Annotated in this window: 11 protein-coding genes; 10 read left to right on the forward strand and 1 reads right to left on the reverse strand. The window is 55.4% G+C overall.

The annotated features are described in order from the left end of the window. The 10 genes from DOLE_RS14240 to DOLE_RS14285 all read left to right on the forward strand — a co-directional run bounded on the left by DOLE_RS14240 (position 1) and on the right by DOLE_RS14285 (position 11033). A complete protein-coding gene (locus DOLE_RS14240; protein ID WP_012176183.1) occupies positions 1-1140 on the forward strand; it encodes a 2-hydroxyacyl-CoA dehydratase subunit D in 1140 nt (379 codons plus the stop codon). A gap of 27 nt (positions 1141-1167) precedes the next feature. Continuing rightward, complete coding sequence (locus DOLE_RS14245; protein WP_012176184.1) at positions 1168-2568, forward strand: 2-hydroxyacyl-CoA dehydratase subunit D; 1401 nt, start codon at positions 1168-1170, stop codon at positions 2566-2568. Further along, positions 2565-3368, forward strand: a complete 804-nt coding sequence (locus tag DOLE_RS14250; RefSeq protein WP_012176185.1) for an acyl-CoA dehydratase activase — start codon at positions 2565-2567, stop codon at positions 3366-3368. The genes DOLE_RS14245 and DOLE_RS14250 overlap by 4 nt, the downstream gene beginning before the upstream one ends. Then, entirely contained in the window at positions 3365-4147 is a 783-nt protein-coding gene (locus DOLE_RS14255) for an acyl-CoA dehydratase activase (protein ID WP_012176186.1), read from the forward strand. Before DOLE_RS14250 ends, DOLE_RS14255 begins: the two co-directional genes overlap by 4 nt. A 411-nt stretch (positions 4148-4558) precedes the next feature. After that, on the forward strand, positions 4559-5302 hold the full coding sequence (locus DOLE_RS14260) for a hypothetical protein (RefSeq protein WP_012176187.1): 744 nt from the start codon (positions 4559-4561) through the stop codon (positions 5300-5302). Continuing rightward, positions 5302-6432, forward strand: a complete 1131-nt coding sequence (locus tag DOLE_RS14265) for a 2-hydroxyacyl-CoA dehydratase subunit D (protein ID WP_012176188.1) — start codon at positions 5302-5304, stop codon at positions 6430-6432. The genes DOLE_RS14260 and DOLE_RS14265 overlap by 1 nt, the downstream gene beginning before the upstream one ends. A gap of 2 nt (positions 6433-6434) precedes the next feature. Continuing rightward, positions 6435-7844, forward strand: a complete 1410-nt coding sequence (locus tag DOLE_RS14270; RefSeq protein ID WP_012176189.1) for a 2-hydroxyacyl-CoA dehydratase subunit D — start codon at positions 6435-6437, stop codon at positions 7842-7844. 315 nt (positions 7845-8159) lie between these two features. Further along, positions 8160-8978 (forward strand): acyl-CoA dehydratase activase, encoded by an 819-nt coding sequence (locus DOLE_RS14275; RefSeq protein WP_012176190.1) that lies wholly within the window; start codon positions 8160-8162, stop codon positions 8976-8978. A 218-nt stretch (positions 8979-9196) separates the two neighbouring features. Beyond that, positions 9197-9979: an ATP-binding protein gene (locus tag DOLE_RS14280; RefSeq protein ID WP_012176191.1), complete on the forward strand. Its 783-nt coding sequence runs from the start codon at positions 9197-9199 to the stop codon at positions 9977-9979. Positions 9980-10547: 568 nt separating this feature from the next. Next, positions 10548-11033 (forward strand): M50 family metallopeptidase, encoded by a 486-nt coding sequence (locus DOLE_RS14285; protein ID WP_041280598.1) that lies wholly within the window; start codon positions 10548-10550, stop codon positions 11031-11033. A gap of 159 nt (positions 11034-11192) precedes the next feature. Here DOLE_RS14285 and DOLE_RS14290 read toward each other — a convergent pair whose 3' ends face one another. Continuing rightward, the gene (locus DOLE_RS14290; RefSeq protein WP_012176192.1) at positions 11193-11696 is read right to left on the reverse strand and encodes a hypothetical protein; all 504 of its coding nucleotides are present in this window, start codon (positions 11694-11696) and stop codon (positions 11193-11195) included. Between the last annotated feature and the right edge of the window lie 748 nt (positions 11697-12444).

Raw genomic sequence — 12444 nt, forward strand, 5'->3', positions numbered from 1 at the left:
ATGACGAATTCTTTCTACGAGGCCACCACCACGGTTTGCAACCAGTCGATTCAGGAATGGCAGTCGTCCGGAAAAAAAATCGTCGGCTATACCTGCTCCTATGTTCCCCCGGAAATATTTCACGCCGCCGGGATTCTGCCGGTTCGCATCCGGGGCATTGAAACCGAAGGAACGGATATCGGCGACGCCTATTTCGGACCTTTTATCTGTTCGTTTCCCAAGTGCATCCTGCAACTGGCCGGCAAGGGCAAATACAACTTTTTAAGCGGCGTCATCATCACGCCCGGATGCGACGCCATGCGCCGCCTGGACGAGTGCTGGCGCAAAGCCGGAGAAGACTACCCGGGAATCGTGCCGCCCTTTTTCTACTATTTCGATGTCCCCCACAAGACACTGCCCCACGGCATGAAATGGTTCAAGGAAGAGCTTCTGACCCTTATCGCCGGGGTGGAGCAGCACTTTTCCGTCACCGTCGACACCGACGGGCTGCACCAGGCCATCGCCCTTTACAACCGGGGCCGGATGCTGCTCAAGGAGCTGGAGGAGATACGCACCCGGCCGGAAGTCCCCATCACCGGAACCGAGGCCTTTGCCGTGGCCGTGGCCGGAACGGTTCTGCCCCGGGACCTGTATACGGAGCAGCTGCAACAGCTCCTGGAAGACCTGAAAACCCGGCCTTCGGTATCGACCGGCAAAAAACGGATTCTGGTCATCGGCAGCATCAGCGACGACATTCAGATCGTGGAACTGATCGAAAAAAACCCCACCGCCATCGTGGTGGCGGAAAACCTCTGCTTCGGCGTACGTTACGAGGGCAACCTGGTGGCCGAGACCGGAGACCCGGTGGAGGCCATGGCCGAGGGCTACCTGGGAGAGTGCACCTGCCCCCGCATGTTCGGCAAATACCAGGAGCGATTGGCGATCCTGAAGGCGAAAATCGACGCGGCCGCCATTGACGGCGTGATCATGCAGAACATCCGGTTCTGCGACCTGCACGGTTCGGAACACGGTCTTCTGGAGCGCGACCTTGAAAAGGCGGGCATCCCCTGCCTGAAGATCGAGCGGGAATACGGACCGCTCACGGACACCGGCCGCATGCAGATGCGCATCCAGGCGTTTTTGGAAAGAATCTCAACCTAACACCCTTTCTGGGTTCAGGAGGCAGTTATGAGAGCGGAACTCAAAGAATACAATTTTGACGCATTGCTACATCGCGGTGTGACGGCCGCCGCAAAGGCGGCCGACGGCACGCCCAAGGAAAGAGATCTTCTGATGCGCTATGCGCCCTACTTCAGAGGGTCGCTGGAAAAAATTCTGAATGAAGGCGAGCCCGGTGCTGTGTTTCTGAAAATGATGGCCAAGTTTTTCGACAACCTCCTGACGGCCCATAAAAAGGGCAAGAAGATCGCGGCCACCACCTTTTGCTTTTCTCCGGCCATTCTGTACGCCGTGGGCGCCGTGCCCGTGACCTTTGAGATTCTGTCGGCCCTGGCCGGCATGCTGTGGAAACGGGGCGCCTTTGACTACCTCGACTTCGGCTGCGAAGTGGGCCTTACCGAGACCTCCTGCTCGTCCCAGCGGGGTTCCCTGGGCGCCTATCTGGCGGGACTGGCCGAAGAACTGGATTTTCTGGTCTGCGACACGCCGGGCGTGTGCGACACCAACGCCAATGCCTTTGCCTTTGCCTCCAGCTACCTGGACAAACCGTGCTATCAGCTCAATTATCCGCAAAGACTCAATGACAACCGCACCAGTCACTACCACCTGGATGACTACCGGGAAATGATAAAGTTTCTCGAAGGGCAGACCGGTAACAAAATGGACTACGACCGGCTGAAGACCGTTCTGCTGGAAGTAGAAAAGCAGGACACCATCATCGCGGACATGGAGGACATGCAGATGCTGGTCCCCTGCCCGGTGCCGCCCCTTTACAACATGTTCATCTACGCGGGCCGGTTCATTTGCTCCGGCCTGCCGGAGTTCACACGCGCCCTGGAGGCAATGCGGGACACGGTCCGGCAGAACGCTGAAAACGGCATTGCCGGCCTCAAATCCGGCATTGAAAAAAGACGGCTCTACCTGTGCTACATCGACCACTACACCGTGGACATGAACTTCTGGCAATGGCTGGACGACCAGGGTATCTCCCACCTGGGGTCCATTCTTTCCAAGACCTTCATGGAAGGAACGGCCTATTCGGCGGACCTGGAAGGATCGGCCTATAAAATGGACACCAGCTCCGAGGAGGCCATGCTCAATTCCATCGCCCAGCTCAACGCCCGGCTCCCCATGGTCCGCTCCATCCGCGGCCCCTACGACCAGCCCAACATGTGGCTGGACGAAACCATCGCCGTGGCCCGGGCATACAAAGCGGACTGCATTGTCTACAACGGTACGCCGGGATGCCGCAACACCTGGGGCATGGTCAAGCCCTTTGCCAGGGACCTGGAGAAACTGGGCTATCCCACGTTTATCATGTATGACGACGCTTTTGACGACCGGGTGGAATCATGGGAAAGCACCCGTGCCCGGCTGGAAGAATTCTTTACCGTAAGGGGGTTGTTATGACCATTGTCGCCGGCTGTGATGTGGGCTCCCTCACATCCAAGGCCGTTATCATGAGACAGAACAAGATTCTCGGTTCAAGCATCGTCCGGTCCAAGGCCCGGCCCGAGGTCTCGGCCCAGGCCGCCATGGACCAGGCCCTGGCCGATGCCGGAATCGCCATGGACCAGGTGGCCTGGTGCGTGGGCACCGGTTACGGACGGGATAAAATTCCCTTTGTCAATGCCGCCCGATCAGAGATCGCCTGTCACGGCAAGGGGGCCCACTGGATGGCGCCTTCGGTTCGGACCGTCATCGACATCGGGGGCCAGGACTGCAAGGCCATGAGGCTGGACGATACCGGAACGGTGGAAAACTTTATCACCAATGACAAGTGCGCCTCCGGCACCGGCCGGTTCCTGGAAGTGATGGCCGACGTGCTGCAGATCGATGTCAATGAACTGGGAAATCTGTCCGCCAGGGCCCGCTCGCCGATCATGCTGGCCTCCACCTGCACGGTCTGGGCCCAGGCCGATGTGATCAAATATTTAAATTCAGGAGTTTCTGTGGAAGATATCGGCGCCGGCATCAACAGTGCCATGGCAAAGCGGGTGGCCATCCTGGCCAACTCGGTGAAAATCGAAAAAGAGGTGGTCATGACCGGCGGGGTGGCCAAAAACGCCGGCGTGGTGGCCACCCTGGAAAAAATTATCGGCCAGCGCCTTCGCAGGATCCGCAAGGCCGATCCGCAACTGGCCGGGGCCATCGGCGCGGCGGTATTCGCCCTTGAGAAAACCAACGGCAATAAAAAGGAGGCCTCATGATTACAGCAGGCTGCGACATCGGCTCCCTCACCGCCAAGGCAGTCGTTCTAAAGGACGGAAAAATTGTGGGCCACCAGGTGATCCGTGTGAAAACCAACCCTGCCGAATCCGCCAACGAAGTGATCCGGCTGGCCGCTGAAAAGGCCGGTATTCCCATTTCCGACATCACGGCCACGGTGGGCACCGGCTATGGAAAAGAGCATATCAACTTTGCCAGTTCCACCTGCTCCGAAATATCGTGTCATGCCAAGGGGGCCTGGTGGAACCTGCCCTCGGTCCGCACCATCATCGACATCGGGGGCCAGGACGCCAAGGCCATCCGTATCGACGAGCAGGGCAATGTGGCCCGCTATATCTACAACGACAAGTGCGCCGCCGGCACCGGTCGCTTCCTGGAGGTGATGGCCAAGGCCCTGGAAGTGGACCTGGCCGACATGGGGGCGCTTTCGGCGCGCTCCACGGAAAGAATCCGCATCTCCAACCAGTGCGTGATATTTGCCGAAACCGAAGTGGTTTCCCTGATCAACGAAGGACGGGAAACCTGCGATATCATCTGCGGCCTTCACCATGCCATGGCCAACCGCGTGGCCTCCCTGGCCAAAAGCATCGAGGTGCATGAGGAGGTGGTGATGACCGGCGGGGTTGCCAAAAACAGCGGCATGTTCAACGCCCTTTCCGAAGGGCTGGGGGTTACCGTCAAGGCCCTGCCCGTGGATCCCCAGATCAACGGGGCCCTGGGCGCGGCCCTGTTCGCGGCCGAATTGGCAGCCGGCAAATAGGGCCGGCTCTTATTGGCCGGCCCTGTTGGAGACATTGTTCAGGAAATAAAGGAACTCTCCATATCGTCATGCTTTCAAATTCTTTTTTCAGCGTACTTTTCTTGGCGGCAAGAAAAGTACCAAAAGAACCGCGCCCCGCAGCTTGGCGCTCGGCTGCGCTGCAACGGGCGGAGGCAAACATTTTCGATTTTGCTTCGGACAATCAAAGCACGAGCAGTGAGGAACAAAATGGCACACTCCCGTCATTGCGAGGAGCTTCGTCCCATTCGTCTTTGCGAGGAGCAAAGCGACGAAGCAATCTTGCGGCATACGCATTCGGCAAAAATCACTTCGCCTGCGGCTTGCAATGACCGTCGGTTTCGATACCGATAGCGATACCGATTTTGATTAGATAGGGAAAGAGGTAGAACCATGGGCCTGTTTGACGACCATATCGCGCAAATCCGCAAATTCATTGACTCGCGGGCGCAACGGCCCGACGTGTCGGTCGTTGCCGCCGATGACGTGCCCTCCTGGCCCATGGGCGACAGCCGCAGCCTGGTGCTCTCATCGGACACGGCCGTGGAGCTGGGCAGCCCCAAAACCGCGTCCACCGCCTTTCTGGTCTGGACCGACGACACAGAGGCGGTCAGCCACGGCCGCGTCACCCGAATCGGCCCCGACATTCCAAAAGAGACCCGGGACCTTGTTCCTTTCGGCAAAATTGTTCTGGTGAATGTTTCCGGGTTTGACGAGGCCAACACCTACGACCGGTTCCGGGAAATGGAAATGGCAAAGTACGACATTCACCCGGCCGGATACATGATGCGGGCCGTGTCCCAGTACCAGCGGGAGTGGAGCCGCATCAGCAAAAAAGCAAAAACCGACGGATTTTCCCTTTCATTCCTGGGAAAAGCGCTGATCGAAAAACTTTCGGCCCTGCCCTATGTGCATGGCGCGGAGGTGATATTTGTCACCTCGTCCGCGGATGACGTGACCGCGTTAAAAGCCGTGGGCGAGAGCGTGGGCAAAATCACCGGCGCCATGAACAAGATGGGCGAGGAGATGGACCTGGACTGCGACGCCTGCGAGTACAGCCCCGTGTGCGACAGCGTGTCTGAATTAAGAAAGATGCGAAGCGCCATGCAGCAGAAAAAAACGGAGAACACACCCTGATGCCGAGAAAGACCCCCACCCCCTTTGATGCCCTGCTGGAGGAGCCGGTCAACAGCCTGGCCGAGCAGGCCATGGACGAAGGCCGCATTGCCATCGGCTACACATGCAGTTACGTGCCGTCGGTTCTGCTGTCGGTGCCACCCCTGTTTCCCTTGCGCCTGCGGGCCCCCGGCGCCGCCGGCACCGAGCTGGCTGACATCTACATGTCCAACCTCACCTGCTCCTACACCCGCAGCCTGCTTGAGTTTGCCATGGACTACCGCTACCAGGCCCTGGGGGGTTTTGTTCATACCGCCGGGTGTGACCACATGCGGCGGCTTCACGACAACCTGACCTACCTGATGCCGCCGTCCTTTAGCCATATTCTGGACATTCCCCACCGGACCGGCGAAGAGGGCCTGGCCTGGTACAGGCAGGACATAAAGGCCCTGGCTGAAAAACTGGAAAGCCATTTCGGCGTCTCCATGTCTTCAGACGCCCTGAAGGCCGCCATTGCCGACCACAACCTTCTGATAAAAAAGATACAGGCCGTCTCCGACCTGCGCAAGGCCGAGCAGCCGGTGATTTCCGGTGCCGAATTTCACTGCCTGCTGATGGCGGCCGTCACCTCGCCGGCCCACCTGATCGGTCCCCGGATCGACACCTTTTTTGATCACCTGGCCCAGAGGCCGCCCATTGAGGATGCGCGGGCCCGGCTGATGATCGTGGGGGGCCAGATGGACAACCCCCGGTTTATCGAGACCATCGAATCCGCCGGCGCCCTGGTGGTGGCGGACCGCACCTGCACCGGGTCCCTTTTCGGCGCCGCCCCCATTGATGAGACGGAAGCCGATCCCCTGGACGCCATTGCCCGTCACGGGCTTTTTTCTCCGGGTTGCCCCCGCATGATGGAAGATTTTGACCGGCGGCTTTCCCGCATTCTTGAAGCGGCAAAAGCATTCCGCGTTGACGGGATCATCGTTGAGTTTATCAAATTTTGCGACACCTGGGGCGTGGAAGCCGCCTCCCTGGTGCCGGCCCTGCGAGATGCCGGCTTTCGGGTCCTCTCCCTGGAAAGAGAGTATGCCGCCACCGGCATGGGCCAGCTTCAGACACGCATTCAGGCCTTTCTGGAAAGCATGGGAAAATAATCATGAACCGACTCCGCCGAAACTATCTTCACGCCTCTTTTGTGGCCGGCAACTGGACCGCCATCGCCGGCATGGCCCTTCGCAACGGCCTTTTCAAGACCCTGTTAAAAGACATGCCCCGCTACCCCTGGATGAAAACCCTGCTGCGGGCCAACCTGCTGTTAGATAAATTCGGCAAGGATCGCGACGACGCCTACTTTGAGGCCACGCGCCTGGTGACCCGGTATATTATCCGGGGTTTTGTAGAGCTGCTGGACGACATGTTCCAGCGCGGGGACCGGCTGATCATCCATGAAGACATGGTGCCCCCGGAAATCTTCCGGGCCATGAACCTTACCCCGTTCATGGCCGAACTGCTGGGCATCTCCCTGCCCATCATCGACCCTTATGCAGTGGAGGAATACATCGACCTGTCGGAAAACGCCGGCGTGCCCCCGGACATCTGCAGCCTGCCCAAAAGCACCATGGGGTTCGCCCTGGCCGACCAGTTTCCCCCGGCCCTGGCCCTGGTGGCCTCCAACCTGCCCTGTGACGGCGGCATGGCCTCCTACACCGTAATGGAACGGAAGCTAAACCTGCCCACCGTCCGCATCGACATTCCCCACCATTTTTACAACGACCGGGCACGGACCTACTTTGTGAGCGAACTCCGGCGCATGATCACCTGGCTGGAAGCCAACACTCCCGGAAAAATGGACTGGGACAAGCTGGCCGCCATCTGCGAAGAGCGCAACAGGATGGTGGAACATGAACTGGAACTTTGGGAGATGCTTCAGACCCGGCCGGCCCCGCTGGCCGCCGAACCGGTCTACCTGAGCCACCTGTGGGGTTCCAACGTCCAGCCCGGCCACCCGGCCAGCACCCGCATCTTTAAACAGCTGAGCGATCTTGCCCGCAAAAACATCGACGCCGGTAAAGGGGCCCTGAAAGATGAGAAGTACCGGATCCTGCTGTGGAACCCGCCCCTGCTGCATGCCAGCGACCTGTTCAACTGGGCCGAAACCGCCTACGGGGCCTCGCTGATCATCGACAGCATGTCCTACAACAGCCGGGAACCTTACATCGACACCTCCTCCGAAGAGGCCATGCTTTACGGCCTGGGCCTGAACATCATGGAAGGCCCCATGGCCCGCCACACCCGGGGCCCGGCCGCCAACTACACGGAAGACATATTCGACATGGCCAAGCGGTTTGACATCGACATGCTCTGGGTGGCCGGCCACGTGGGGTGCAAAAACACCGCGGCCTTAAACGGCATGCTGCGGGAAAAATGCCGGGAACACGGCCTTCCCATGCTCATAATCAATTACGACCTGAGCGACCCGCGCGTCGTCTCCAATGCCGGCATACTGGAGCAGATCAACCATTTTATGGAAAATATCATGGGCGCCAAACGCCGGGATGCGGCATGAATTTTTTCGACACTGTTTGCCATCAGATACCAGATGGCAGAAATACGTTTGGGCTTTGGGTAAAAGGCAAGTCGTCATGAGCGAGTTGTTGATTGCCATTGCGGAGAGCGTTCTCCCTTCCGTCATTGCGAGGAGCGTCCTCCCAGTCCGTCATTGCGAGGAGCGAAGCGACGAAGCAATCTTGCGGCACACATGATGCTGAAGCGATTGCGATTTCGATACCGATACCGATAGCGATAGCGATCCCGATTTTGATAAAAAATTTTTAACAATATGTTGAAGCCCTTCTTCGGGCAATAAAGGCAGGACAGATACATGGACAAAGAACTTTTTTGCGCCGGCTGCGACGTGGGCTCCACCACGGGAAAGGCCGTTATTCTTAAAGGAAACACCCTTGTGGGCTCGGCCATCGTTCAGAGCGAAATCGACCCGGAACAGACCGCCACCAGCGTACTGGAAGCGGCGTGCCGCCAGGTGCCGGAACTTTCCGGCATCGACCGGATCGACTGGCTGGTGGGCACCGGCTACGGCCGCAACGAAGTGCCCTTTGCCAATGAAAACCTGTCGGAAATCACCTGCCACGCCTCGGGCGTATTCTTCTGCAACCCGGCGGTGCGCACGGTGATCGACATCGGGGGCCAGGACGTAAAGGCCATTGCCACGGACGAAACCGGCCGGGTAAGAGAGTTTGTGATGAACGACAAGTGCGCCGCCGGCACCGGCCGCTTTCTGGAGATGATGAGCCGGATCTTTAAAATGGACCTGGACGGGTTTTCCGAGCTTTCCCTTCAGGCCAAAAGCGTGATTCCCATCACCTCCCAGTGCAGCGTGTTTGCCGAAACCGAGGTGATCAGCCTGTTGAGCAAAAAACGGCCGGCCCCGGACATTGCCGCCGGCATTTTCGCCTCCATTGCCAAGCGGGGGTTTACCCTGCTCAAGCGGGTGGGCATCACGCCGGAGGTGACCCTTACCGGCGGCTGCGCCAAAAGCCGGGGCCTGATTATTCACCTGGAGCGGCTGCTGCGCACAAAGCTGGCGCCCCTTTCCATAGACCCTCAGTTGATGGGGGCCCTGGGAGCGGCGGCCGAGGCGTCCAAAAGCGTGGCCCGGACCAGGGCGACGGCGCGCGCATAAACCGCTGCTCCCGTTGCAGCGCAGCCGAACGCGAACGGTTTTTTCGGAAGAAGCGGGAAATCGCGTAGGGGCGAACCTTGTGTTCGCCCCACTGATGGGCACCCGCCGGTTGCTCTTACATAATCTGCATGGGCATGTTTCTTTTGGTGCTTTTCTTTGCGCCAAAGAAAAGTACATAGAAAAAATGAATAGAAAATTTAAGGAATAGAAATATTGTCATGACCACAAACGCATCCAAACCATCGAATACGACCATCCTCTTTGCCGTGTGCGGCAAGGGGGGCGTGGGAAAAACATCGATCAGCGCCGCCCTTGTCAAGCTGCTGTGCGACCGGCCCGGCGCAAAGGTGCTGGCCATTGACGCGGACCCGGCCGTGGGCCTGGCCTCGGCCCTGGGCATGGCCCCCGGCCGTACCATCGACGACATCCGCACGGCCCTGATAAAAGATGTCCGCGACGGATCGGGGGTGGACAAGCAGGAGCTGCTCTCCCGCATTGATTACGACGTGTTTGAGGCCATCGAGGAAAAGGGCAACCTGGGATTTCTGGCCATCGGCCGGCCCGAAACAGAGGGGTGCTACTGCCGGGTCAACAGCTTTTTAAAAGAGATCATCAACACCACGGCCCACCATTTTGATTTTGTGGTCATTGACGGCGAGGCCGGTATTGAGCAGGTCAACCGCCGGGTCATGGACGCGGTGGACTATCTGCTCCTGGTGTCCGACGCCTCTGCCAAGGGGCTCAACGTGGTTTCCGAAATTCAAAAGACCGCGGCCCGCACCGTGAAGTTCAAAAAAGCGGCCCTGGTCTTGAATCGCATTCGCACTCCCGAAGAGGCCGAAGCCGCCATCTCCCGCACCGACCTTGAAACCGCCGGCTGGATTCCGGAAGACGACACCATCCGCGACTTTGACATTCAGGGAAAATCGATCCTGGATCTTCCCCCCTGCCCTGCCCTGACGGCCATCGATAAAATCCTGGACCGGATTTTGAAGGGTTAAAACCCTTCACCCGCATAAAAGTCATTGTGAGGAGCGACAGCGACGAAGCAATCCTGGTCATCCTTGTGTCATTGCGAGCCGCAGGCAAAGCAATCTTGACCGCACTGTGCGTCATTGCCGGACTTGATCCGGCAATCCAGTGTAAAATTGATTAAAATACCTTCCCGCTTTTCAGTGTACTTTTCTTGGCGGCAAGAAAAGTACCAAAAGAACCGCGCCCCGCAGCTTGGCCTCTGGCTTGCCACGCCACAGGCGTGGCTGCCCTCGCGCGAACGCTTTTTTCGGCGCGAAAATGAACTCGCCCGCCTTCGGCGGTGCTCAAACAGCATTTTCGCTTTCTCCGAAAAAAGCGCCCCCGCTCGGCTGCGCTGCAACGGGCGAAAACAATCGCCGGCACTGTCCTATCCTTGCATGCGCCATCCCCTCATTGTTTTTCTGTTGACACTTCAGTGGGATAACTTTTAGTATCCGAAAGGCTTGGGGAAAACTAGCATTTTACATCACGCCGTATAATCACTGTTAGGCTTATAAAAAGAGCATGCAAGGACTACTTCCATTTTTTATATTTATGTATGCGGTCATATTTACTTCCATCTTAATTCATGAGATTGGACATGTCATAGGTGCGCTGGCCGTGAATCTTCACATTGATGAAGTTAAAGTGGGTTTTATTGGCTTTCGAAAGAGAAGAGGAAAATTCCGATTACATTTTTATAAGAATGCTTTCTCTGGTCATGTTAAACGAATTGAACCAGACAATACGATTCCTCTTAAAAAAGAGTTTATCTTTTCAGTTTCAGGAATATCTGCCAATTTAATATTTGGCGCTTTATTGCTTTCTGCATACCATTATCGTAATAACAATGACTTGCGTGAACTACTGATGATCTTTGGTGCTGTCTCTATCTTTATAGGGGTTATTAACTTGATCCCATTTAAATTAAAACGCTTGAATTTAATTTCAGATGGCTTACGTTTGATTGTCGTTTTAGCTCGTTGGTTGACCGGAGTGGACCAGCCTAACAAGGCAGCTCAAAAAGACAACCAGGGCTAGGGGGGTTTTGAACATTCGGGGAAAATTGATCCTGGAGCTTCCCCCCTGCCCGGCCTGACTGCCATCGACAAAATCCTGGATCGGATTTTGAAGAGTTGACGTTCCTCCAAAAATGTCATTGAGACGCTTTCCTTCCTGCAGGAAGTGTCCAGAAAGATTCTAACTTTTAGATATAAAATGAAAGGTTATCTGTTTTTCCTCTTGACCGAGGTCTAATAAAAGGTCAAATTTTTGCCTGGGCTGATAGTTTAATATTTTTGCTTTTGAGGTCTTGTCTTTTTGAGATCGCTCTTTTTCAATATTTTTCTTTAATATATTAATGAGCTCTATGTCTCCATTGTAATTGAAATAATTTTTATCGATTGTTTCTTCAATAAGATAAACGCCATCAATTCTCCACCGTGATGTATCTTCAAAATCAACCGTCGCTTTTCGGTCTCCCACTTTAAAAACTTCCTGGCCACTATAAACAACCGCTCCATCCTTTTTATAGTGGGCCCGAAGACTGATCTGAACAGACACCTCCGAGTCGCCAAAAACAGGGCTGGAGTCCCAAATCCCCAGAAAGTCTTCTGTGGTGTAAGCTGCCTGTTTACAAGAAAGTAACACCACCGTGATGAGAAACAGGCTACCCCAAAAAACAGTGTGTTTGTTTTTTTGCATAATAGTTCTTTAACTTTGATCAAGTATACCGGCGGGGCTTTTCGGCGAGTGAAACGAGTCGGTCAACAGCCCCATGTTATAAAATTTTTATTATTGCAGCTGGTTTTTCAGAAACCACTGGGCCTTTCCATTCCGCAAAAAATATTCTAAAGCTTCCAAGTAAATAAAAAACAAAACTAAATCCAATGTCATAAAGAGATAATTAATTTTCAAGACTTCAGATGGATTTATTAGAGATAAAAATAACCTTATGAATAGTGACCCCAAAATAATCGCAAGGAACCCCAAAATAAATTTAAAGGGATTAAGAGGCCTTTTTTTCAATCCATATTTGGGATCCATTTTTCGTCTGATAAAAGTATATGCATAATAAACTAGCGAAACTACGATGATTGATGGTAACAAGCAGTTCTGGTTCATTTCATTCACTTTTTATAACTATAGATTGTCTGCCGTGACGTAAACCGTCCATTTCCCCCATTGTTCTTGGATACTAGAATTTACCTCATTGAAATGTCAACGAAAAAGCGGGCTGTTGATTCTGCGTTATGGCGCAAGAGCTACGTGGGGGACCAAGCGGATGGGTGCTCTGTTTGTAGTGTGCCCGTAAGGGCATTGGAAATGACCGGCTGCAAAACGCCTGACGGCGTCACTACAAACAAGAAGAGGAAAAAAGTTTTTTCTTTGCAAGTGTGTAAAACCTGAAATCTCTCCCAGCAGTTTACGGAACAACCGGACATCAACGAAC

Origin of the sequence: Desulfosudis oleivorans Hxd3, assembly GCF_000018405.1 — a bacterium.
Classification (GTDB): domain Bacteria; phylum Desulfobacterota; class Desulfobacteria; order Desulfobacterales; family Desulfosudaceae; genus Desulfosudis; species Desulfosudis oleivorans.

Excerpts from the sequence above, each read along its gene's own strand:
- DOLE_RS14240 (WP_012176183.1), top strand. The coding sequence starts at position 1 with ATGACGAATTCTTTCTACGAGGCCACCACCACGGTTTGCAACCAGTCG.
- DOLE_RS14245 (WP_012176184.1), top strand. The coding sequence starts at position 1,168 with ATGAGAGCGGAACTCAAAGAATACAATTTTGACGCATTGCTACATCGC.
- DOLE_RS14250 (WP_012176185.1), top strand. The coding sequence starts at position 2,565 with ATGACCATTGTCGCCGGCTGTGATGTGGGCTCCCTCACATCCAAGGCC.
- DOLE_RS14255 (WP_012176186.1), top strand. The coding sequence starts at position 3,365 with ATGATTACAGCAGGCTGCGACATCGGCTCCCTCACCGCCAAGGCAGTC.
- DOLE_RS14260 (WP_012176187.1), top strand. The coding sequence starts at position 4,559 with ATGGGCCTGTTTGACGACCATATCGCGCAAATCCGCAAATTCATTGAC.
- DOLE_RS14265 (WP_012176188.1), top strand. The coding sequence starts at position 5,302 with ATGCCGAGAAAGACCCCCACCCCCTTTGATGCCCTGCTGGAGGAGCCG.
- DOLE_RS14270 (WP_012176189.1), top strand. The coding sequence starts at position 6,435 with ATGAACCGACTCCGCCGAAACTATCTTCACGCCTCTTTTGTGGCCGGC.
- DOLE_RS14275 (WP_012176190.1), top strand. The coding sequence starts at position 8,160 with ATGGACAAAGAACTTTTTTGCGCCGGCTGCGACGTGGGCTCCACCACG.
- DOLE_RS14280 (WP_012176191.1), top strand. The coding sequence starts at position 9,197 with ATGACCACAAACGCATCCAAACCATCGAATACGACCATCCTCTTTGCC.
- DOLE_RS14285 (WP_041280598.1), top strand. The coding sequence starts at position 10,548 with ATGTATGCGGTCATATTTACTTCCATCTTAATTCATGAGATTGGACAT.
- DOLE_RS14290 (WP_012176192.1), bottom strand. The coding sequence starts at position 11,696 with ATGCAAAAAAACAAACACACTGTTTTTTGGGGTAGCCTGTTTCTCATC.